General features: G+C 39.3%; 15 protein-coding genes. 13 read left to right on the top strand and 2 right to left on the bottom strand.

The features are described 5' to 3' along the window. Positions 1 to 180 precede the first annotated feature (180 nt). Positions 181 to 687 (bottom strand): antibiotic biosynthesis monooxygenase family protein, encoded by a 507-nt coding sequence (locus CYJ36_RS12275; protein ID WP_101567572.1) that lies wholly within the window; start codon positions 685 to 687, stop codon positions 181 to 183. A 183-nt stretch (positions 688 to 870) separates the two neighbouring features. Between CYJ36_RS12275 and CYJ36_RS12270 the strand changes: the two genes are divergently transcribed. From CYJ36_RS12270 to CYJ36_RS12240, 7 genes are all read left to right on the top strand, one after another. Further along, positions 871 to 3,012, top strand: a complete 2,142-nt coding sequence (locus tag CYJ36_RS12270; RefSeq protein WP_101567571.1) for a transglycosylase domain-containing protein — start codon at positions 871 to 873, stop codon at positions 3,010 to 3,012. A 327-nt stretch (positions 3,013 to 3,339) separates the two neighbouring features. Then, positions 3,340 to 4,401, top strand: a complete 1,062-nt coding sequence (hemE, locus tag CYJ36_RS12265) for a uroporphyrinogen decarboxylase (RefSeq protein ID WP_101567570.1) — start codon at positions 3,340 to 3,342, stop codon at positions 4,399 to 4,401. 269 nt (positions 4,402 to 4,670) lie between these two features. Beyond that, positions 4,671 to 5,609 carry a ferrochelatase gene (hemH, locus tag CYJ36_RS12260; RefSeq protein ID WP_101567569.1) on the top strand — a complete coding sequence of 313 codons (939 nt, stop codon included), beginning with the start codon at positions 4,671 to 4,673 and terminating at the stop codon, positions 5,607 to 5,609. Between the two features lie 22 nt (positions 5,610 to 5,631). Then, positions 5,632 to 7,053, top strand: coding sequence for a protoporphyrinogen oxidase (hemY, locus tag CYJ36_RS12255; protein WP_101567568.1), 1,422 nt, complete (start codon positions 5,632 to 5,634; stop codon positions 7,051 to 7,053). 108 nt (positions 7,054 to 7,161) lie between these two features. Further along, complete coding sequence (locus CYJ36_RS12250) at positions 7,162 to 7,734, top strand: TetR/AcrR family transcriptional regulator (protein WP_101567567.1); 573 nt, start codon at positions 7,162 to 7,164, stop codon at positions 7,732 to 7,734. A gap of 79 nt (positions 7,735 to 7,813) precedes the next feature. Further along, positions 7,814 to 10,039 carry a YhgE/Pip domain-containing protein gene (locus CYJ36_RS12245; RefSeq protein WP_101567566.1) on the top strand — a complete coding sequence of 742 codons (2,226 nt, stop codon included), beginning with the start codon at positions 7,814 to 7,816 and terminating at the stop codon, positions 10,037 to 10,039. Between the two features lie 224 nt (positions 10,040 to 10,263). Beyond that, complete coding sequence (locus CYJ36_RS12240) at positions 10,264 to 11,277, top strand: LacI family DNA-binding transcriptional regulator (RefSeq protein WP_101567565.1); 1,014 nt, start codon at positions 10,264 to 10,266, stop codon at positions 11,275 to 11,277. Between the two features lie 87 nt (positions 11,278 to 11,364). On the opposite strand, the gene CYJ36_RS12235 is transcribed toward CYJ36_RS12240, so the two are convergent. Continuing rightward, the gene (locus tag CYJ36_RS12235) at positions 11,365 to 13,788 is read right to left on the bottom strand and encodes a beta-galactosidase (RefSeq protein WP_101567564.1); all 2,424 of its coding nucleotides are present in this window, start codon (positions 13,786 to 13,788) and stop codon (positions 11,365 to 11,367) included. A gap of 409 nt (positions 13,789 to 14,197) precedes the next feature. Between CYJ36_RS12235 and CYJ36_RS12230 the strand changes: the two genes are divergently transcribed. The 6 genes from CYJ36_RS12230 (at position 14,198) to CYJ36_RS12205 (ending at position 24,049) form a co-directional block, all read left to right on the top strand. Further along, complete coding sequence (locus tag CYJ36_RS12230) at positions 14,198 to 14,827, top strand: YesL family protein (protein WP_219621096.1); 630 nt, start codon at positions 14,198 to 14,200, stop codon at positions 14,825 to 14,827. A 222-nt stretch (positions 14,828 to 15,049) separates the two neighbouring features. Continuing rightward, a complete protein-coding gene (locus CYJ36_RS12225; protein ID WP_101567562.1) occupies positions 15,050 to 16,060 on the top strand; it encodes a LacI family DNA-binding transcriptional regulator in 1,011 nt (336 codons plus the stop codon). 51 nt (positions 16,061 to 16,111) lie between these two features. Beyond that, positions 16,112 to 18,472, top strand: a complete 2,361-nt coding sequence (locus CYJ36_RS12220; RefSeq protein ID WP_101567561.1) for a beta-galactosidase — start codon at positions 16,112 to 16,114, stop codon at positions 18,470 to 18,472. An 81-nt stretch (positions 18,473 to 18,553) separates the two neighbouring features. Further along, positions 18,554 to 19,918 carry an ABC transporter substrate-binding protein gene (locus CYJ36_RS12215; protein ID WP_101567560.1) on the top strand — a complete coding sequence of 455 codons (1,365 nt, stop codon included), beginning with the start codon at positions 18,554 to 18,556 and terminating at the stop codon, positions 19,916 to 19,918. 117 nt (positions 19,919 to 20,035) lie between these two features. Continuing rightward, positions 20,036 to 23,053: an extracellular solute-binding protein gene (locus CYJ36_RS12210; RefSeq protein ID WP_219621095.1), complete on the top strand. Its 3,018-nt coding sequence runs from the start codon at positions 20,036 to 20,038 to the stop codon at positions 23,051 to 23,053. A gap of 6 nt (positions 23,054 to 23,059) precedes the next feature. Further along, entirely contained in the window at positions 23,060 to 24,049 is a 990-nt protein-coding gene (locus tag CYJ36_RS12205) for a carbohydrate ABC transporter permease (RefSeq protein ID WP_101567558.1), read from the top strand. The last annotated feature ends 6 nt before the right edge of the window (positions 24,050 to 24,055 follow it).

Below are 24,055 nucleotides of genomic sequence, written 5' to 3'. Positions count from 1 at the left end.
TGTGTAATACAGGTTATGTGAGGGGGATAAGGGTGTGATTGTTATTTTAAAAGAAATAAGGGGCAGTATTTGATCTCAGCAGTGAAGAATGCTGTCATTTCCAAGGAAATATTGTCTATAATATAAAAAAACCTCCGCTTATAGCGGTGGTTCAATTCAATTCTATTTTATTCGACTTCTTCAGTTTTTTTCGACAGCATGATATGTTGTAACAAAGGAAGGTCTTGGGAAAATTGACTTTTGATCTACGCCTTCACTTGTTCCCCGTTTCTTGTGGGCCTGATCATAAGCTTTAGACTCCTGCCAGTTTTTAAAGGATTTTTCATCATCCCATAAAGTAAGGATGACGTATGTATCATCATTTTTGGGTCTTAATACACGAATGGCAATAAATCCTGGTTCGCCTTCAATCATACGTGCACGCTCTTTAAAACGCTGTTCAAACAATGGTTTACCCTCGTCACTTACAGGAATGTTATTCAGCACCGCATAGCTTCCGTTCTGGAAATTTCCTGTTCCATCAAGAACTTCATACTTTTTTGGTTCTTTAAAAACAGAAGACGTTTCGGTCTCGTGAAAAAGAATTCCTTTATCTTCGTTTTGCATCAGCAGCATCTTTTCATCTTTATTTTCAGCTGCTGTTTTTGATAAATAGTCTGCAGATCCAAATGTGACATAAAAATTCATTTTACATTCACCTCTTTTTGTTTCATTATAACAATGATTATATAAATATGGCTATTTTCAACCCAAGTAATACATATTCATTCCTTTATTTAACAATAATAAATAGTAATAGTGAAAGTCCATGTGACGACAAATATTGAATCAATTTTTTCTATATAACACGAAGAAACGGGAGGTGACGACATGTGGAAAAAAGTCATTATTTCAGCTCTGGTTGCACTTTCAACAGCACTTATTGCTCTTGGTGTCTATCTAATTATCTTATTGATTGGAGATTATTCCATTGATGAGAAAAAGCTTGTTATGGATTCAACAACAACGTTAGTGGACTTGCAAGGCAAAAAAGTTACAGACCTGTATTTACAGAACCGCGAACCTGTCACGATAAAAGAAATTCCGGTTCATGTTCGCAATGCATTTATTGCTGTGGAAGATCAGAGGTATTATGAACATAATGGGATTGATATGAAATCCATCTCAAGAGCTATATATAAAGATTTGCTTGCAGGTGAAAAGGTGGAAGGAGGAAGTACGATTACCCAGCAGCTTGCGAAAAATACCTTCCTCTCAAATGAAAAATCTTTTTTTAGAAAAATGAAAGAAGCAGCAATCGCAATGAGCCTAGAAAACAAATACAGTAAAAACAAATTGCTTGAGCTGTATTTGAATCAAGTTTATTTTGGTCATGGTGCTTACGGAATTCAAAGTGCTGCTCTCTATTATTTCAACAAAGATGTCTCGGATTTGACGGTTGAAGAAGGGGCGATGCTTGCAGGAATTCCTAAAGCTCCGTCAAATTATTCGCCGCTTCTGCATCCTGAGCGAAGCAAAGAACGCCGCGATACCATTTTAAGCCTCATGGGGGACCAAAATTATTTAACGTCTGAGGAAGTGGTCCGGGCACAAGGTCGAACCCTTGGATTAAACATATCAGAAGAATCGGAAACTCCTTGGCTGACAACATACATTGATATGGTAATGGATGAAGCGAAAGAAAGGTATGCATTATCCAATGAAGAATTAATGCGCGGAGGATATACAGTGACAGTTCCTCTGAATATGGAAATGCAGGAAAAAGCGTATGAGTTATTTAAAAAAGAAGAGTATTTTCCTGGAACAGACAAAAATTCAGAAGGGGCATTTGTCCTTCTTGATAATAAATCAGGCGGGGTTTTAGCCGCAATAGGGGGAAGAAATTACGCACAGAAAGGCAATAATCGCGTGAATACAAAAAGACAGCCAGGTTCAACATTTAAGCCGCTTGCTGTCTATGCGCCAGCGATGGAAGAAGATGAATTTGGCCCATATTCTCTGCTTGAAGATAAACCAGTATCGTACGCAGGATATCAGCCGAAAAATAATGATCAGCAGTATGACGAAGAGGTGACAATGTATGATGCCATTGCTGTTTCTAAAAATGCACCTGCTGTTTGGGCATTGAATGAAATAGGCATTTCCAAGAGCAAGCAGTATTTGGAGAAAGCAGGTCTGCAAATAGAAGATAACGGATTGGCTATTGCTCTCGGAGGATTAAAGGAAGGGGTTTCTCCTTTGCAGCTTGCTAATGCATACAGATCGTTTGCAGATCATGGTACTTATAGTGAACCATTTGTCATCCGGAAAATAGAAGATCGTGATTCTAACTTGATCGGTGAAATGAAACAGGAGAAAGAACGGATATTCTCAGCTCAGACAGCATGGAATATGACGAGAATGCTGCAGGAGGTTGTGGAAGATGGGACAGGAAAAACGGGTGCATTCGAAGGTGATCTTGCCGGCAAAACGGGAACAACCTCGTATCCTGAGAAGAAAGGTGCTGTCAAGGATGCGTGGTTTGTAGGCTATACACCTGAAGTTTCTGGAGCTCTTTGGATGGGATATGACATTACAAATAAAAAACAGCATCTTGTTTCTGGCAGCTCATATCCAACAAAGCTGTTTAAGGATATATTAAGTGATTCTTCTCTAGATCAAAATGTTGCCTTCAATCTTCCAAAAGGCATAGAGGACCTGGAAGAACCAATCAGGCTGAAAAACCTTGAGGATGTAGATGCAAAATTTTCGTTTAAGCCGCTCGGTTTATTTACGGTTACGCTGAACTGGGAAGCTCAAAAAGATGAACGTGTTATATACAGAATCTATGAAACAAGCGGTGGCAAAGAGAAGCTTGTGGGGTATGTTAAAGGAAAGAATTCCTATGAAATACCATACTCTAACCTATTTTCAGAGGCTTCATATAAAGTTGTTCCATATAATGAGCAAACTGACCAAGAAGGGGAAGGCTCAAAACCAGTTAAACCAAAACTCTTTACTTCTGCACCTTAATAAATCAAGCAGAATGCCTGGATTTTATCCTGCATGCTGCTTGATTACGTCAATTTTTTGACATTTATTTGTGAAATCTATACTTCTTTGAATGAAACAGTTATAGTGTAAGAAGCAAAAAACATAGGATAACGTGTTTGTTTTAGGCACTTTTCTAAGAAATTGTTGTACTTCCGCACAAAATAGCGTGAAAGGGTGTATTTTAATAGATTTTATTAGAATAGAGCAAGAAACGCTTGGAATTTGCAGGAATTAGTAAATCAACGAAAAACAACAATTTTTGCGAAAGCAGCCTTGTTTTACATAGAAAGGTGGATATGAAGGTTTATGACGGATACAAAGCAATTCAATGATACATTCTTGAAAGCGTGCAGGGGTGAAAAAACAGACCATGTTCCAGTATGGTATATGAGACAAGCAGGCAGATCTCAGCCCGAATATCGTGCAATTAAGGAAAAATACAGTCTGTTTGAAATCACGCATCAGCCTGAGCTATGTGCGTATGTCACACGATTGCCTGTTGAGCAGTATGGTGTAGATGCGGCTATTTTATATAAAGATATCATGACACCGCTTCCATCGATTGGTGTAGATGTCGAAATCAAGTCTGGTATTGGTCCCGTCATTGACAATCCGATTCGTTCTCTTCAGGATGTTCTGAATTTGGGAGAGATCGATCCTGAAAGTGACATTCCATATGTTCTGGATACAATCAAATTACTGACGACTGAACAATTGAATGTCCCTTTGATCGGGTTTGCGGGAGCGCCATTTACAATGGCTAGTTATATGATTGAAGGCGGTCCTTCGAAAAATTACAACAAAACAAAAGCATTCATGTATGCAGAGCCTAAAGCGTGGTTCGCATTAATGGACAAACTTGCGGATATGACAATTATTTACCTGAAGGCTCAAATTCATGCAGGGGCAAAAGCGATTCAAATTTTTGATTCATGGGTCGGCGCTTTAAATGAATCAGATTATCGTTTCTATATCAAACCTGTAATGGAAAGAATTTTCACTTCCATGAAAGAAGAGAATGTCCCAATGATCATGTTCGGAGTCGGAGCAAGCCACCTTGCACATGTTTGGCATGATCTTCCTCTTGATGTTGTAGGGCTAGATTGGAGGCTGCAAGTGGAACAAGCGCGTGATATGGGCATGACGAAAACGTTAATGGGGAACCTTGATCCAGCTATTTTGCTTGCTCCTTGGGATGTTATCGAAGAGCGTGCAAAGGCCATTCTTGATCAAGGAATGAAGCAGGATGGTTATATCTTTAATCTTGGACATGGTGTTTTTCCTTCTGTAAATCCGGATGTTCTTAGACGATTAACAGCATTTATTCATGAATATACAAAAACTTCCAAGCGTGCTCAGAGCATCTGATTTGGAAACTTGAATAAGTAATGGCAAAATAAGTTTCAGATCATGATTTTATACAGATTTATGCAGCTCCGGCGCGTAGCTCACTGTGAAATCTTCGTGAGCTGACCAGGGTGTCTGCGCTTTCGTTCAGAGATAAGAAAGGATAAAGTTTTTCGCATTGATGTCTAGCTCCATCGCCCAACTCCTCGGTCAGAATGGCTCTGCCATGCCTGAGCTAAACGGACGATTCCGCTTTTCTATTGTAAGACTAACCAATGAGGTGTATGAAAATGACAAAGAAAAAAATGGGGCTTCTCGTCATGGCCTACGGAACTCCATACAAAGAAGAAGATATTGAACGGTATTACACGCATATTAGACACGGGCGCACACCAGCACCTGAAATGCTGCAAGATTTAAAAGACCGCTACGAGGCAATTGGAGGCATTTCTCCTCTGGCTAAAACCACTTTGGATCAGGCAAAATCACTAGAAGAACATTTAAATGCGATTCAGGATGAAGTTGATTTCAAAATGTACTTAGGACTTAAGCATATTGAGCCATTCGTAGAAGATGCAGTTAAACAAATGAAAGAAGATGGAATTGAACAAGCAGTCAGCATCGTTCTTGCTCCTCATTTCTCAACTTTCAGCGTTAAATCATATAACGGACGGGCAAAGCAGGAAGCAGAGAATCTGGGCGGATTAAAGATCACTTCTGTTGAGAGCTGGTATAAGGAGACTAAATTTATTGATTATTGGACGAAAAAAGTGAAAGAAACGTATGCAGCAATGACAGCGGAAGAAAGAGAGAAAGCTGTATTAATTGTCTCTGCACACAGTCTGCCCGAAAAAATTATTGCAGCTGGAGATCCATATCCAAATCAGCTTCAGGAAACGGCAGATCTGATTGCTGAAGCTGCAGGCATTGAAAACTATGAGATTGGCTGGCAAAGTGCAGGCAATACTCCCGAACCGTGGCTTGGACCTGATGTACAGGACTTAACAAGAGATCTTTATGAAGAAAAAGGATATCGTACATTTGTCTATATTCCAGTCGGGTTTGTTGCAGACCATCTTGAGGTTCTGTACGATAATGATTATGAATGTAAGGTCGTAACAGACGAACTTGGCGCCAAGTATTTCAGACCGGAAATGCCAAACGCTAAGGATGAGTTCATAGATTGCTTAGCGACAGTAGTGCTAAAAGAGCTATCAATGAAAAAGTAAACAAAAAAGAAGGCGATAAACAATGACTGACAAAAAACAGAAAGTTGTCATCATTGGCGGAGGGATAACGGGGTTATCCGCGGCATTTTATTTGCAAAAAGAAATGATAGATCATGATCTTCAAATAGAATCAATCTTGATAGAAGCGAGTCCAAGGCTAGGCGGAAAAATTCAAACCGTTCACAAAGATGGATTCATTATTGAACGGGGTCCAGACTCGTTTCTTGAAAGAAAAGCAAGCGCACCGCAATTTGTAAAAGATGTAGGACTGCAAACGGAACTTGTAAATAATGCAACGGGGAGATCTTTTGTCCTGGTGGGAGATCGGCTTCATCCGATCCCGGCTGGTGCCGTTATGGGTATTCCTACACAAGTTCTCCCTTTCGTCACTACGGGGCTATTTTCTATTTTGGGGAAGGCAAGAGCTGCTGGAGACTATATTCTTCCTGCTGGAAGAGAGTCAGGCGATCAATCGCTTGGGCATTTTTTCAGAAGGCGACTCGGAAATGAAGTCGTTGAAAATTTAATAGAGCCTTTGCTTTCAGGCATTTATGCCGGAGATATTGACAAGCTGAGCCTAATGTCAACTTTTCCACAGTTTCACAGAGTGGAACAGGACCACCGCAGTTTGATTTTGGGGATGAAAAAAGGGCTGCCGAGAGCAAACCAAAAACATGACCCTGCACGGAAAAAAGGAATTTTCCAAACGGTTAAAGGCGGCTTGCAAACACTCGTGGATGCTGCTGAAAGCAAACTTACAAATACGAAAATTTTAAAAGGTGTTAAAGTAGAAAGCATTACTAAAAAAGTTGTCGGGTATGTACTGAAATTAAGTAATGGCGATGTGATTGAAGCAGATACATTAATCGTGACAACTCCTCATCAGCAAACAGCAAATATGCTTCCAGACAAAGAAAACTATCATTATTTGCAAGAAATGCCGTCAACATCAGTTGCAACTGTTGCTATGGCTTTTCCTGAAGAGGCCATCGATATAGAAGGTAATGGGACAGGGTTTGTTATTTCTCGAAACGGTGATTATACGATTACTGCCTGTACATGGACCCACCGCAAATGGCCGCATACAGTTCCGGCAGGCAAAGCGTTAATCAGAGCTTATGTTGGAAAAGCAGGCGACCAGGCGATTGTCGAACAGCCCGATCATGAAATCATTGCAGCTGTACTTGAAGACTTGAACAAAATTATGAAGATCGAACAAAAGCCTGATTTCACAGTGGTGTCGAGATGGAAAGAAGCGATGCCGCAATACAATGTCGGACATCAAGAGCAAATCCAAGAAATAGAGGAAAAAATCATAAGTTCCTATCCAGGGGTGTTTTTAGCTGGAGCCTCATATGCAGGTGTTGGAATCCCAGATTGTATCGATCAAGGGAAAATAGCTGTTGCAAATGCATTGGACTATCTTAAGAAGGCAACTCTTTAATAGAGAGTTGTTTTTTTGTTCTTGATAACTGCTGAATCATATGATATATTATTTTTTGTACTAAATGACTGATTTTCTCATTCGGTCATTTTATTGGAGGTTAGTGTGTTGAGCATTGATCGAAAACATTTAATTGTGGAAGCTGCCACAAGATCGTTTACTCATTTCGGATATAAAGCGACAACGATGGATTCAGTTGCAAAGCTTGCCAATGTTGGAAAAGGAACGATTTATACGTTCTTTAAAAACAAAGAAGAGCTCTTCGATGAAATCGTCTCTACGCTCCTTGCCGAAATGCGCAAGGAAGCCGAAAAAGTGATTGATGAAGACTTGCCTTTTTTTGAAAATGTTCATCGTGCACTTTACAGCATCCTTGAATTCAGGAAAAAGCATCAATTCACCATTAAAATTTTTCAAGAAAGCACGGATGTAGGCACTCCTGCTGTAAAAGAGGTTGTTCAGCGTCTTGAGAAAATGATTTTGCAGTTCATTGCTGTAAAAATAGAAGCAGCAGTTGCTAAAGGCGAGCTTAAAGAATGCAATCCTGAAGTAACAGCATTTGTCATGATGAAGCTGTATATTTCCCTGATTTTTGATTGGGAGAGACATCATGAACCGCTGGAAAAAGCAGAAATTGCCAAGCTGTTTGAGCTTTACCTATTAAAAGGATTGTCGAAATAGATAGTCCTCTCTTTTTTTCACCAATATGACTAAATGAACAAAATGGTCAATGTGTATATTTATAGGAGGAGATTTTTTAATGAGTTTACTTGCGAAAGAATGGAAGGCTCTTGTTTCTAACAGAAAGGTACTGGTTCCAGTACTTGCGGTCTTATTTATTCCGCTTATGTACGCAGGGATGTTCCTTTGGGCATTTTGGGATCCATATGAACAATTAGATCAGCTGCCTGTTGCCGTTGTGAATGAAGACAGCGGAGCAGATTATGAAGGCACGGATTTGAAAATTGGATCTGAACTCGTAGATAATTTAAAGGATAATCCAAAATTTAAATGGGATTTTGTTTCAAAGAATGAAGCCCAAAAAGGGCTTGAAAATGAACAATACTATATGATGATTGAAATTCCTGAAAATTTTTCAAAAAATGCTACAACCTTAATGGATGAAAAGCCGCAATCATTGGAATTGAAATACGTTCCGAATGAAGGCTACAACTTTTTATCAGGGCAAATCGGCGGAACAGCAGTTGCCCAAATCAAAGAGGAAGTATCAAATACACTGACAAAAACGTACGCAGAAAGCATCTTTGAAAATATCGATAAGCTTGCAGACGGAATTGGCGAAGCAAGTGATGGTGCAAGTAAAATTAACAACGGTGTTGGCGACTTAAAAGAAGGTTCATTCAAACTGAAGGAAAATCTTCAGGTTTTAGCAGAAAAATCGATTACGTTTAAAGACGGGCTAAATGACGCATCTGCAGGCTCTAAAGAGCTGACAAGCGGTTTAACTAGCTTAGACAGCGGACTTGGTCAATTGCAAGAGGGCGGAGAAAGGCTTTACAGCGGTTCTGTTCAAGCTGAACAAGGGACCGTAAAGCTGAACGAAGGACTGTCAGCATCTCTTGCAGGCATGAAGCAGCTGCAGGAATCAGCTCCGCAATTAACGGATGGCTCAGCACAGCTTAGCTCAGGTGCGGAGCAGCTATCTAACAAGTTAAATGAGCTTTCAAAAGGAAACGAAGCAGCAGCAGCAGGTGCAGCTGAACTTTCAGCGGGTTTATCTAGTCTGAATGAACAGCTGGCAGTAATGCTTCCTCAAATTGAGAAACTGCCATTGCCGGATGCAGAAAAACAGAAACTAAAAGAAGCAGCACTTGGTGTAAGTCAATTATCTGAAGGAAGCAAGCAGCTTGAAGGCAGTCTCGGGCAGCTATCTGCCGGTGCCTCAGAGCTTGGAAAGGGTGCGGCAACTCTTTCAGAAAAATCCGGGCAGCTTGCCGCAGGACAAACAAAATCTGAAGGCGCAGTCAATCAATTGGTTTCAGGTCAAGAAGCCCTATACGATGGTTCAACACAGATTATGAAAGGTCAGCAGCAGCTTTCAGGCGGATTAAAAACGTTTGGCGAAAAGCTTGCTGAAGCAAAAGAAGGATCTGCACAGCTAGCTGCAGGCGGCGGAGAACTTAACTCAGGAATTGCTAAACTTGCAGATGGTTCATCTTCACTTCAAGACGGCACGAATCAGCTTGCAGATGGAGCGGGTCAGCTTGATGATGGAGCCCAAGAGCTTTCAGAAGGAACTGGTGAGCTCTCATCCAAACTTGGAGATGCAGCTGATGAAACGAAAGATACAGGCGGTTCGGATGATGTTTATGAAATGATTTCAGATCCTGTGAAAGTGAAAGACGAAAAAGTGAATGCTGTTCCTAACTACGGTACAGGGTTTGCTCCTTATTTCTTATCACTAGGATTATTTGTCGGAGCCCTGCTGCTGTCCATTGTTTTCCCATTGAGACAGTCAGCTGATGTTCCAAAAAGCGGACTAGGCTGGTTTATGAGCAAATTTGGCATTCTCGCCGTCATTGGCGTGATCCAGGCATTGCTTGCAGATGCTGTTCTGCTTTACGGATTAAACATAGAAGTCCAAAGTGTCCCTTACTTCATCTTGTTCAGTATCATAACAAGTCTAACATTTATTACACTTGTCCAATTCCTGGTAACTTCATTAGGAGACCCGGGAAGATTTGTAGCCATTATTATCCTGATTTTGCAGCTCACAACAAGCGCAGGCACATTCCCGCTTGAACTAATACCAAATGCACTGCAGATCTTTAATGCTTGGCTGCCGATGACATACTCAGTCTCGGGTTTTAAAGCGGTCATCTCTTCTGGCGACTTTGAATTCATGTGGCAGCAGGCAGGAATTCTTGCCATTTTTATCGGAGCCATGATGATTGGCACGATTGCTTACTTCTCCTTTGCTATAAGAAAGAATAAGAGTGATGAAATGGAAGAAGCTGCTGTTTAAAAGGAAACGTCTAAAGCATTTTGCTTTAGGCGTTTTTTTATGTGCAGTAAAAAAGATAATATCTCACAAATATTCTTCCTGTATAATAAAAAGCAGCAAATCATAATTCAATAATCTATCAATCTATTGTTGTAAGCCCTTACATTTTGAAATATAATGAGAAATGAGAACGATTTCATGTTACAGCGTGATGTCGTGCGTTCGCGCGGTGAGGGGGAAAGCAAGTGTCTACAATTGAAGATGTCGCCAGACTTGCAGGGCTGTCAAGAACAACTGTATCAAGAGTCATCAATAACCATCCGTATGTATCTGAATCTAAAAAAAGGGTCGTATTAGAAGCGATGGAAGACCTAGGCTATGTGCCTAATTCTTCTGCCAGAAGTCTTCGCAATCAAAAAACTGAAATTATTGCTGTATTCATTCCAAGAGTCTTAAATCCTTTTTTCAGCCAATTCATTGAGTCATTGGAAATGGCTTCTTCTGAACGCAACTATCAATTAATAGTCTGTCAAACACAGTATTCGCCAGAAAAAGAACTTAAGTATTTGAATCTTCTAAAAACGAAACAGGTTGATGGCGTGATTCTCGCTTCACTTGAGAATGAGTGGAGCAAAATTGAGCCGTTTTCGGAATATGGACCAATTGTTTTGTGCAATGAATTTGAGGAAAGTGCCAACGTACCAATGGTCAGACTGGACCAAGAGTATGGCGGATACATAGCAACGAAACATCTAATTGAACAAGGGCACAGGCAAATTGCTTATTGCTGCGGCGGTCATAGAAGCAATGTGGCAAGAGCGAGAGAGAAGGGATTTAGACAAGCTATGTCCGAAGCCGGATATCTTTTTGTCGAAAATTTGGCTTATAGGGATGCCTTTAACATTGAAGACGGAAAAAGAGTGTTCCGTGAAATAAGGGAACTCGATCAGAAGCCGACAGCCGTTTTTACAGGTGCTGACGAAGTTGCTGCTGGCATTATTTCCGAAGCTAAAAAAAGCGGGTGGCACATTCCGGCTGATTTGGCAGTGGTGGGCTTTGACAATCAGGCTATAGCTGAGCTGCTGGATCCAATGATCACAACTGTACAGCAGCCAGTCAAAGAGATGGCTAAAAAAGCAATGGATGTCATGATCGATAAAATTAATAGTAAAACACATCAATCTCATGAAATCTATCAGTTTCCGTTAAAGCTTATTGTAAGAGATTCAACTGTTTTAAATACAATTCAGAGCATTTAAACAAAAAAAACTCATGAATATATATGGAAATGCTGATCTATGAGATGTCTTTTTAGCATCTGCCTAGATCAGCACTTTTTATTGCGATTAACGAAACTTAACAGTCAAGCTATCATCAACTTTGGCATGCTTATTAGAACGAACTATTAATCGGTTATTGGTTCTCTCGACATTGTACTCATCACTATCCAGGATTTCTTTGTCTGTTTCAAATGTAATGATGTCTTTAGGCTGTGTCAGACGGAAGGTTATTTGATTCCTTTCCACATTCACAATTTCTGCTGTAGAATAAACAATTTTCACTTCGTCAAATGTCATATTCAGAGGCAGCATTACACCATCCTTGCTTTGGAGAAGGATTTTACGCCCATTAAATAACTTTTCATCCTGATCATAAATATGAAATTCCTTATCCAATCCATCTAAATTTAGAAGGTGCAGCATGCGTTCTCCATGCTGGTTAGCAGCAGAGGTCATAAAAATTCCATGATGTTTAAAGTCATGAACAAGCTTTGCCTTTGCACCCAGTTTTTCTAATGCTTGTTTAAATAAATCTACATCACAGCTATAAGCTGTAGCAATTACAATTGCCCTTCCAGTGCCAACCTTTGAATCAAAACCGCAAGATTCTTCAGTTCCATAGATTGAGAGTATAGAATCAGCGTTATTGCCCAGTTTAAATGTTTGAGAGAAATTTGAGCGCACTTCAGGGCGCGAAGCAGCCCATCCTTCTGCACAAACTGAGAGATAATAATGCTCGGAAGACTTTCGGCTTCCAGCAGGTTTGACATCTAAAACCTCTGACAGAACACTGCAAGGTTTCCCTTCCATATCATATTGCGGAACTTCTCCAAAAAGCAGCATCTTCCCTCCATCCAGAAGATATGAAGCTAGCTTTTGTTGAATTTCATGGCTCATATATCGTGCAGAAGGTATGGCCAGTACAGGAGTTTTCTTTGGATCTAAAGGCTGGTTCTGGATATCCGCCGCCCCAAATCGATACCCTGAGATCAACATAGCCCGAGCCATGATTTCCCATGCGCCATATGCCCGGTTTGCTTCTATATTTGTAAGTATTTCTTTCATTTTCTCGCTGTTTGGATAACGATATTCGGTCATGTAATAATCAGGAATAAAAGCAAATGAAACATCATCGTGCTCTTCATTCATAGCAGCAAGCTTTTTGGATACGGCCATAACGGTTTTCGTGACACGTTTCATTCGCGGGTACGTATAATTCAATTCTCCTTCTGGACTGACAGGTGCAGCAAATCCGTGTCTTTCACCTGTAAAAGCAACGCGGTCATTTCCATCATTACGCATGGTATCTAAACGATAATTATAGCCGCCGGTAAATAAGTAATAATTAATCAATCTGTTCCCTTGTGCAAGACACATGCGAATCTTAAAATCAGCTGCTGATGGATCGTACCTGCCGCCAAAGGTTGAACCGAAATTTCCATCACCGCAATTAAATTCAACAGAAGTTAATGGCTGATCAGGAGTGTGAACGGCGTCCATAAACCCATTTATCAGATAAAGATCTTGAAAATTATTCATTGTTAAATCTTCAAAATAGATATCAGAACCGGATAGATATCCAGGGGCTTGCGTATAGGATTCATAAAGCTGGCTTATTCCGATCGGATAAGTAAAACCTCTTCCGCCGCTTGTACCATGGATGTTAACAACGAAAGGTATATCCTTTATGCCAAATTCCTCTGAATAGGAGCGCAGCTCGTCAATATATCGAGCAAAGCGATTTCTCATAAAATATCCAAGATCTTTATGTAGCGCTGCAGTATAGTCTTCTTTAGGAGATCGGATATGCGAATTTCTGATTTCCGGGCTGCTCAAGTTGAAAGGATATCTTTGTGTAAGCTCTTCAGTGCTGTATTGATTATTTAACCAAGCTGTGAAGTCATCTAAAAGAAAGTCTGTCAGGTCTGGGCTGTTGCTGACCCATGATAGCATTCCAATTTCATTGTCCAGCTGCACTCCAATAATATTTCCCCCGTTTGTGATTAGGCGAGGTTCTATAACCGACATTACTGCTTTGTACCAATTCCGTGCTGCTTTTAGAAAATTAGGTGCTAGGTAATCAATTGTAGATGTTGGAACTTTTTTGTTATCCCATGCTACAGGAATAATTTCAGGATGCTTTTCGTATACCCAGTAAGGAATGCCCTCGTTTTTCATTTCTGCCATAATAAAAGGTCCAGGCCGAACAAAGAAATAGAGATCATTTTCATGACAAAGATCAATGAACGCCCCTAAATCAAGCTCTGGTCTAGTGCTGCCATCTAAATCAAATTTTCCTTCATCTGGTTCATGACACAGCCAAGGAACATAGGATGCAACAGCGTTACAGCCGGCATCCACCAATTTAGTAATCCGATCCTGCCAGTCTTTTCGATCAAGCCGATAATAGTGAATTTCTCCGCACATAATAATGGCTGGCTCACCATCGATAACGATTTGCTTATTTTTTATTTCAATTGCAGATCCCATCCCCATCCCCCTATTCATTAAAAATATACTTTATTTTCTAAAAATTGAAACGTTTCAATTAGCATTATAAAAGAAAGGGCTTACATTATCAATCGCAAAAAATATGCTTTTTTTAACTGAAGAATAATTCAGACTCACAGATTATAGCCTCATTTTGTGAAAAAAGGTGCATGAAATCACCCTTGGACATTGTTTTAGTCTGTTTATGCAATTTAATAGAAATCCTATTATAAGAAATAAAATAAGAATTCAGTTTATTCATAAACACATATATTAAGTGAAACGCTTTCATGGTAGAATTAATCATATTGAAACGTTTCAAATAACGTTTATTAAGTTCATTCAAATATGACAAGTTGAAAATCAGCCGCAAAAAGCTAAAACTTTAGAGGGAAAGGATACGTGAATGATGACATCTACTAAACTAATTCCGCTATTGCAGGTGTGTAATTGGATAATGAGAATAGCATACTTAAATATTCTTTGGATCCTATTTACCGTATCTGGGCTTGTCGTTGCTGGTATTTTCCCGGCAACAACCGCAAGCTTTGCTATTTTTAGAAAATGGCTTCAGGAAGAAGAAGAGTTTCCGGTTTTTAAAACATTTCGGAAGGAATTCAAACAAAATTTTTGGATGTCTCAAATGAACGGAATCATCATGATAGCTGCTTTTATTATTCTCTACTTAGATATTCTTTATTTCTCAGCCAATAACTCTTCCATATTTTTTTTCTTCAGATCATTCTCTGTTTTGTTAGCTATTGTTTTTTCTCTAACAGCCATCATTTTTTTCCCTGTCTTTGCTCATTACAGGCTTAGCAGTCTGGAGTATTGGAAATACTCGTTTGCTTTAGTCTTTATTCGGCCGTTTCAATTAATTTTTATAATGGCAGGAATCGCAACACTTGTCATTATCAACGTAAATATCCCAACCTTGATTCCGTTCTTTGGTGTAAGCGGAATAGTTGCCTGGACGAGCTGGAGAACACAAAATCTATTTCATAAGATTGAAAAGATGAAAGAGGAAAAAGCCTCGTGAACACCATTCTTATTAAGAGGTCTGCCAGAAAAGCGTAAAAAATCTGAAAATTTTACAAATACTGATTGATTTTAAGCGCTTTCATTTGCTAGAATGGAAATAAATAAAAACGTTTCAAAAGAAAACATACTGTTGTTCTAAGCAAAATTGGATGTAAAACTATATTTTTTAGCTTTTTATTGAAACGTTTCAAGAGTGATAGTGTTTGATATGGAGGATGTAATGACTACAATAAAAGATGTCGCAAAATTAGCTGGAGTTGCTGTCTCAACAGCATCATATGCGTTAAACAATAGCTCGAAAGTAACTCCTGAAACAACAAGGAAGATAATAGAGGCTGCGAAAACGCTGAATTATAGGAGAAACGGAATTGCAAGAGATTTAAAACTCAATAAAACAGAAACAATTGGCCTTATACTAAATGATTTATCAGGATCATTTTGGTCTGAGGTTATCAGAGGAGTTCAAGAAACATTAACTGCAAATGATTATGGGTTAATTGCCTGCAGTTCCATTGAAGGGAAAACATCAACAGTAACTAAATTTTTACAAGAACGCAGAGTAGATGGAGTCATTATGCTGGCATCAAATATTTCGGACGAAATGATAAACCAGTCAGTCCGTGACGACTTTCCTATTGTATTACTTGATCGGGAACCTGCAGATCAGAAGATTATGAGTGTACTGGTTGATAATGAAAGAGGGGGATACGAAGCAACAGACCATTTAATTAAATTAGGTCATCGGGAAATAGCCTTTATGAGCGGTCCTCAAGAAAATCGGGACAATGCAGAGCGGTTTCTAGGCTTTCAAAGAAGTATGATGGAACATAATCTTGCATTGAAATCTCATTGGACCCTGCAGGGGAAATTCACAAGAGAGGGAGGATATTTGTCTGCAAAGATGCTTATTCTGCAAGGTAATATACCGACAGCAATCTTCTGTGCGAATGATGAAATGGCAATCGGCGCACTTCGTGCATTTAAGGAGGCAAACTTAAAAATCCCTGAAGATGTGTCAATTGTAGGCTTCGATGATATCGAAATTTCACAATATGTACATCCGCCTTTAACGACTGTCAGTCAATCCAAATTTGAAATTGGATCATTGGCTGCGCATCTTGTCTGCCAATCACTTACTGAGGAAGTAAATAAACGAAATTTTATAATGCCTACTGAATTGGTCGTTCGAAAAACAACAGGTGTTCCACGAAAATCATTGATTGCACATTAGAGGGGGTGAGCAGCTTAAAAAACCCAATTCAATTATCAGGAGGAGAAGTGAGTGAGTGTCGTTTCAAAAGAAGGGAAATTTATCATCAATGGTAAAGAAGTCTTCTTATTCGGTGGCGAATGTCACTACTACCGAGTACCGAAAGAGGAGTGGGCAAATAGACTGGATTCGTTGATTGAAGCCGGCTGCAACTTAGTTAGTACATATGTGCCCTGGGTATGGCATGAATTTGAAGAAGGAATCTTTGATTTTACAGGAGATACAAGACCTGAAAGAGATTTGAAGTCCTTCCTTCAGCTGGTAAAAGAAAAGAAATTGTATTGCATTGTCCGTCCTGGACCATATGTTATGGCAGAAGTTAGATACGAAGGAATTCCGCCATGGCTGCTATCTGATTATCCAGACGTCATTGCCAAACAGCGAAACGGCCATGAACATCCAACAAGAGTAGTATCATATCAGCACCCGATCTTTCTGGAAAAAGTACAGAAATGGTATGAACAAGTGAACACTATCATTGCCCCAATGCAGCTTGAATTTGAAGGGCCAATCATTATGTACCAATTATGCAATGAGATTGGAATGCTGCATTGGGTAACAAATACATCCGATTTTAATGCGCCAACATTAAAACAATTTGAAATGTATATGCTTGATAAGTATAAAACTGTCGATTCTATTAATCAAGTTTACGGCATCGAAGAGCACTCTATTAAATCTTTTGTCGATTCATTTTCAAAAGATTCGAATGTGGATGCTGCTTCCCTCCACTATGAATGGGGAGAGTTTTGGAGAGTTTATATTAAGGACTATGTAGGACATTTAAGGCAGTTTGCAAAGAATACAGGAATATCAGTTCCTTTTATAATTAACGTTCATGGTTTTAAAGATTATTCGATTTATAGCCGTGGAGTTGATTATCCAATCGGTCTTTCACAGCTTTACAAGACAGCTGAATTTGATGATGTGATCCTTGCAGGGGATTTTTATCCAGGTCGTATTGGATACGATAATTATCATGATTTAGTCCTTGCATCAGCATATACGAAAGCAATTTCCAATCAAGATCAGCCATTATTCTCAGCTGAATTTCAGTCTGGCAGATTAGCAGACAGGCCAAGATTATATCCGCAGGACTTAGACTTAAACACACGTACTTGTGTTGCTCATGGTATGAACGCTTTGAACTATTATATGTTCGTTGCAGGTGAAAACTATGAAAATATTGGACTATTTGGCACTCGTCATGAATGGCAGGCACCGATCGATTCACAGGGAAATCCTCGTCCCAGTTATTTTAAAGCAAAGCATTTAGGCCAAATGTTTGAAACGGTTGGAGAAAAGTTGGTTCATGCAAAAAAACAAATTCACACATTTGTAGGATTTAACCCAGATGATTATATGACTGAAACAATCGATGAGAGAGATCGCCATCTTGTTGGTGAAATTGCCGGTAAAAGAGAGAATTATTCATTTGATGGGATTGTTCGATTGCTTGTTGCAGCAAATATTCAATTTGAAGCAATTGATTTATTGAAAGCGCTTAATCCTGGGGTAATCCCTTCTATTTGGGTCTTTTCAACTCAATATATGAAGAAAGATTTGCAGGAAAAGCTGGTTCACTATGTAAAAAATGGCGGAAAGCTTATTCTGTATCCTCAGATTCCAATCAAGGATTTAACGGGAAAACCATGCACGATTTTATGTGATGAATTGGAATTAGGGGAATGGGATGTTCACGAAGGTGTTACTGCTTTGGATGTACTGACGATTCCATCTGTCATGGCGAGACAACGGTTAAGTTTCTCCAAATTTAATGGTGAACCTATCGCTTCCTATAATGGTGAAACTGCTGCATATAAGAAAAAAGCAGGCAACGGTGAAATCCTCGTTTTTGGATTAGGCATTGGACATGATTATCAGTACAAATTAGAGGTTATATTAGCAGTTGCAAACCAAATAGGCGTTACTCGTCATTTGTCGTCAGATAACTCGGACTTATCGCTCGTAGAACGGAAGAATAATCAGGAATCATTTGTTTTTATCTCGAATTATGATGACATCGAGCAGCATGGTGCGGTTTTCAGTCATGATCATGCTTTGTTTGACGGTAAAGTGGTCAAGCTTCCGCCGAGATCAAGTTTACTCGCATTACAAAATTATCAAGTGCATGAAGATGTTACGATCGTGTATAGCACACTGGAACTGATTTCCTTGAAAAACAGCGGCGGTACCACTGAAATAAGACTGGTTCCAATTGGGAAAGATGCCTTTATTAAGGTACAGCTGCAAGGCAAGACTGTTATTGAATATAAAGGATCCATTTACAATGGGGAATTTATTGAGCTGGATCATTTAAATGAAGAAGTCTTACTTCTTTTAAAAAATGAAAATGCTTTAGTGAAAAATTAGCACATTCACATGTATTTACAAGGGAAAAGCATCATGTTTGGGAGATTTCGAAACGTTTCAATTAATAAAGGGGGATTATGAATGAAAAGGTTGATTAGTATCTTTTTTGTCATCATGCTAAGTTTTGCAGCCGTATTAGCGGGATGTTCCAGTACTAGTGAAAAAACTTCTGGTCAAACAGAAGGAAAAACGGAAGAAAAGAACGGAGAAGCCGGGAAAGATGAAAAAGTTACGATAACTTATGCAAGCTGGACTGAACCTGAAATTGAAGAAAAGCGTATTGCTGCTTTCGAGAAATCTCATCCGAATATTGAAGTTAAACGGGACGAGTCGATTACTTGGCCATGGGATGAAAAATTAGCCGCTTCTGCAGCTGCTGGTAAGCTGCCCGATGTATTCTTCGTATTCAGCGTGCCGCCAAGTATTGCAAATGGCTGGGTTGAAGATTTAACACCATTCTTAGAAAAAGACAAAGAATTTAATAAAGAGAATATTTTTGGAAACTTAACATCAACAGCTGAGTACAACGGTAAGCAATTTGCCTTGCCGCATAGCATGTATGCTCAAGGAATCATGATTAATAAAGATCTTTTTAAAAAGGAAAATGTGGAAATTCCTTCTCCAGATTGGACAATCCAGGATATGAGAGATACCGCTCTAAAGCTTACTAAGGTGAATGAACAGCAATTTGGATTTGGCGGAGTAGGCGGTCTGCGCGAAGTCATTATTCCGCAGCTTGATCCAAGCCAAGGCTGGTTAACATGGGATGGAGAAAAATATAACTTTGATAAACCTGCTTTTATTCAAGCTAACCAGCTTGTAAGAGAAATGAAGTATAACGATAAAGTATCACCTGAAATTTATACAGATGAAGATCGTAAAAAATGGTTCGGCAAAGATGGAGATGCATGGAAAGCTGGAAAATTGGCTATGCGTGTAGGCGGAACTGCAGACTTTTCATGGCAAAGATCTGAAATCGGCTTCGAATGGGATTTATTGCCGATTCCTAAAGATAAAGGCCAGCGCGTACCAATCGTAACAGATTATATTGGCATGTCAAAAACGTCAGATCAAAAAGAAGCTGCTTTCGAATTTATTAAATGGATGACCTATTCTAAAGACGGCTGGATGGATCGTATTGATGCAGAAGCACCGATATCAAGCTTGCCATTAATCAATGATGAAGAGGTTTGGGATAAGTACTTGAACAGTGAACATGTTCCTGAAAGTGTGAAAAACATTGTACCTATGATTTCAGATGGATTTGTGGATGGCTGGAAATGGTTACCTGGATATCAAGAAGTTATGACTAACATTGTAGGTCCGAATTATGAAAAGTTTGATAAAGGGGAAGTAAAACCAGAAGATTTCGCGAATGATTTCCAAACCCGTTCAAATCAGGCATATGAAGATGCTATGAAAAAAATGGAGGAATCCTCTAAATAAAAGTTCAATCAATTGGGGCCGGTTTTAGAAAGTGGCCCCAATATGATTGTTGCGAAAATGATCTTCACAAGGTTGCTGCTTTTTGTACCTGCAACCATTCGTAAAGGAGTTAAAACAATGAGATCTAAGTGCTTTCTGCTAATCGTTGCATGCCTATTGATCTTTCAGACTTTTATCTATACAAATCCTGTTTTTGCTGAAGAAAAAAAAGATTCAAAAGGCGTTTTGGATCAATTGTTTAATAATAAACAGAATGTTGTAGATAAGAAAAAGAATGAGTCTGCTGGAAAGAAAGAAAATTTAGATGAAAACCTGACTTCGAACGTTGTAGAGAGTTCATATCTCGACGTGCTATCAAAATGGAAAAAAGAAGGGGCAAAGGAATCAGAAAAAACAAAAATCATTGTTTCCCCTGTAAATTATATTAAATCAGATACACATATCCAGAAAGACACTCAATATGGAAAACAGGTCGTGTTATCTGATGAAAAACTGAAGGAAATTCAAATACCAGTTAATGTCCCTGAATCAGGTTTATACCAGATCTCATTCGATTATTACCCTATTAAAAGTAAAATGAATCCTATTGAACGCGGAATCAAGATAAATGGAAAATATCCTTATTTCGAATCTAGAAGGATTGTCTTTGACCGAAAATGGAAAAATAAATCGGAAACGTTCCCGCATGACGAAAAAGGAAATGAGTATCCCCCAGACTCAGAAGAAGTACTTGAGTGGCAAAACACCTATGCGATGGATGCCAGTTATTTTGAAGATGAACCCTTGCTGTATTTCTTAAATGAAGGCGAAAATACGATTAGCTTAGAATTCCTGAGTGATCCAATGCTTCTCGGAGATATGACGATTTCATCGCCAAAACAGGCAAAAACCTTTGAGGACTACAAAGCTGAGCTGCCAGCTGCAAGTAAAGCAAAAGACACGATTGAAATAGAAGCTGAGCATCTTTCCAATAAAAATATCCCCTATATTCAACCGATTGCTTCACAGGATCCTGGTGTTACCCCTTTTAAAGTTGAAAAGCGATTGCTAAACACTTTAGGAACTCAGGGTGACCAAACGAATCAGCTTGGAGGACAAAAAATCACTTGGGATTTCAATGTGAAAGAAACAGGTTTTTATCGGCTTTCATTCAAGTATTTACAAGACAAGAAAGTGAATATGCCGGTTTTTCGAACCGTACTCATAGATAATGAACTGCCTTTTGAAAATTTAAAAGCTTACCCTTTCACGTTCTCTAAAACATGGCAAAATGAGACGTTAAATGATGGTGAAGGGACACCCTATGAATTTTATTTAGAAGAAGGAAAACATAGCATCTCCCTTATTGTAAATGGTCAGCCGATTCAAAGGACAGTGAAGACAATAAAGGATGTTATGAGCAATATAAAGGAGCTTGCTATTAAAGTTAAGATGGCTACAGGCAATAATGCAGATCGAAATCGTGATTGGAAAATTGAAGCTCAGATCCCGGAATTAAAAGAAGAATTAACACGGAATGCTAAGCTTCTAAGAGAAGAGTACAAATATCTTCAGAACTTATCTGGAAAAAAGCCGGATGAAGCAAGGAATATCAGCATGGCTGCAGAGCAGCTGGAAGAATTGGCAAGTAACCCAGACGAAGTACCGGTTAAGATTGGGATGCTTGATCAAGGATCAGGATCTGCTTCTCAAAAACTGGGGGATTTACTTGCAAAGTTTCCTAATCAGCAGCTTCAGCTGGATAAATTATATTTGTCAAACGAAGAATTGCCACATGCCAATGCATCATGGTGGGCGAAAGTACAAACGCAAACATTGAAGTTTTTCCTTTCGTTTGGAGATGACTATTCATTAGCAAACAATAAAAATAGTGAAGAAGAGCTAACGGTATGGGTCAATCGCTCGCAGCAGTATGTGAACATGATGCAGCAATTGGCGGATCAGCAATTCACTGCAGAAACAGGCATTAAAGTAAAGTTTTCAATTATGCCTGATGAGCAGAAGCTTGTGCTTGCAAATGCAGCTGATAAAACACCAGATGTTGCACTTGGTGTAAGTAATCATCTCCCTTATAACCTTGCACTGCGCGGGACAGTTTATGACTTGTCACAGTTCTCTGACTATGAGGAAATATCGAAACGTTTCTCTTCAGGAGCATTACTTCCATTTTACTTTAACAAAGGTGTCTATGGGATTCCAGAAACACAAAACTTCTGGGTGATGTTTTATCGAAAAGATATATTAGATTCTTTAAATCTGGAAGTTCCGCAAACATGGGATGAGGTATTAACGACTTTACCGGAATTGCAAAGGTATGGAATGAATTTTTTTACGCCGCTTTCTCAAACAGGCGGCAATAAACCGTTTCATCTAACTGTGCCATATCTTTATCAATTTGGAGGAGACCTTTTTTCAGAAGATGGAATGAGTGCAGGAATAGGAACAGAGCAGGCGCTGAAGGGCTTCGAGCTCATGACAAAAAGCTTCTCCATCTACAGCATGCCTCTGCAGGTTCCTAATTTTTACAACCATTTTAGAGAAGGATCTTTGCCAATCGGCATATCGGACTTGGCTACATATATCCAATTAACTTCTGCTGCCCCTGAGCTTGCCGGCTGGTGGAAAATAGCTCCTTTTCCAGGTGTGAAGCAAGAAGATGGAACAATTGCAAGATGGGCGCCTGGTACAGGACAATCAGCGCTTATTTTTAAAAAGACGGAAAAGAAGGATCAATCATGGGAATTTATTAAATGGTGGACATCAAAAGAAACGCAGCAGGAATATGGGTTTAAGATGGAAGCAAATTACGGGCCTACGTATAAATGGAATACTTCTAATCTTGCAGCCTTTAATGAGCTTGCCTGGCCAAAAGAAGATATTGAGGTTATACAAACACAATGGAAGTGGTTAAAAGATGTTCCGCATGTTCCTGGAGATTACATGCTTGAGCGTGAAATAAGCAATGCCTGGAACAAAATTGTCTTTGATGGCGAAAATCCCCGTAAAGCGCTAGAGGATGCCATCGTCATTTCAAATCGGGAAATCAAGAAAAAATTAGAGGAATTCGGCTATATAAAAGATGGAAAAGTTGTAAAAGAAATAGAGATGCCGGCATTTCCTGAAGATAAGAGGTGATAGTGTATGGGTTCACCATTAAAAAGCGAAGCAAGACTGGAGCATTTTCAGCCGATAAAGAAAGATGCTTCTGCAGAAAAAAAACGCAAGCCTGCATTTTTTCAAAACCGAAAGGTGAAAAATGAATTAATTTCTTTCACCTTTATCGGTCCGTTCTTGCTCTTGTTTATATTCTTTATTGTGGTGCCTGTTCTAGCTGCAATTGGTTTGTCATTCACTTATTTTAATACCGTTGAAGCGCCAAAATTCATCGGACTTCAAAATTATGTAAATCTTTTAACTCAGGATAATGTGTTCATGATGTATGTTCTGCCTAATACTATTAAATTTTCATTGATAGTAGGGCCAATCGGCTATGCCCTTTCCTTTTGGCTCGCCTGGCTGCTTGCACAAATTCCGAAAAAGTCGCGAACGGTCTTGACGCTGATTATTTATTCTCCTTCGATGACAGCGGCTGTCGCAATGGCTGTTGTATGGCTTGTCATTTTTAGTGGAGACCGTGCAGGCTATTTAAATAGTATTCTCATAAACTTAGGAATTATTTATGAACCGATTCAATGGACACAGTCTCCAGATTTCTTAATGCCAATCATGATTGCTGTCTCTTTGTGGGGAAGTATGGGTGTAGGTTTTCTTGCAATGCTCGCAGGAATATTAAATGTAGATCAAGAGCTTTATGAAGCTGCTTATATTGACGGTCTTAGCAATCGGCTGCAGGAAGTGTTTTATATCACCATTCCATCCATGAAGCCGCAAATGCTTTTTGGGGCAGTAATGGCTGTTGTTGGGACCTTTCAGGCTGGTGCCATAGGTGTTCAATTATCCGGAGCCAATCCAACACCTCAATATGCCGGACAGCTTATTATCAATCACATTGATGATTTTGGATTCATCCGGTATGAAATGGGGTATGCTTCAGCAATCTCTGTTATCCTGCTAATCATTGTTTATGGTTTTTCAAAGCTTTGCTGGAGGCTGTTCGGTGAAAAAGACTAATGCCTC

The organism is Bacillus sp. UMB0893, from assembly GCF_002858905.1.
Lineage (GTDB): Bacteria > Bacillota > Bacilli > Bacillales > Bacillaceae > Bacillus_P.
This window is presented reverse-complemented; position numbering and strand designations above follow the sequence as displayed.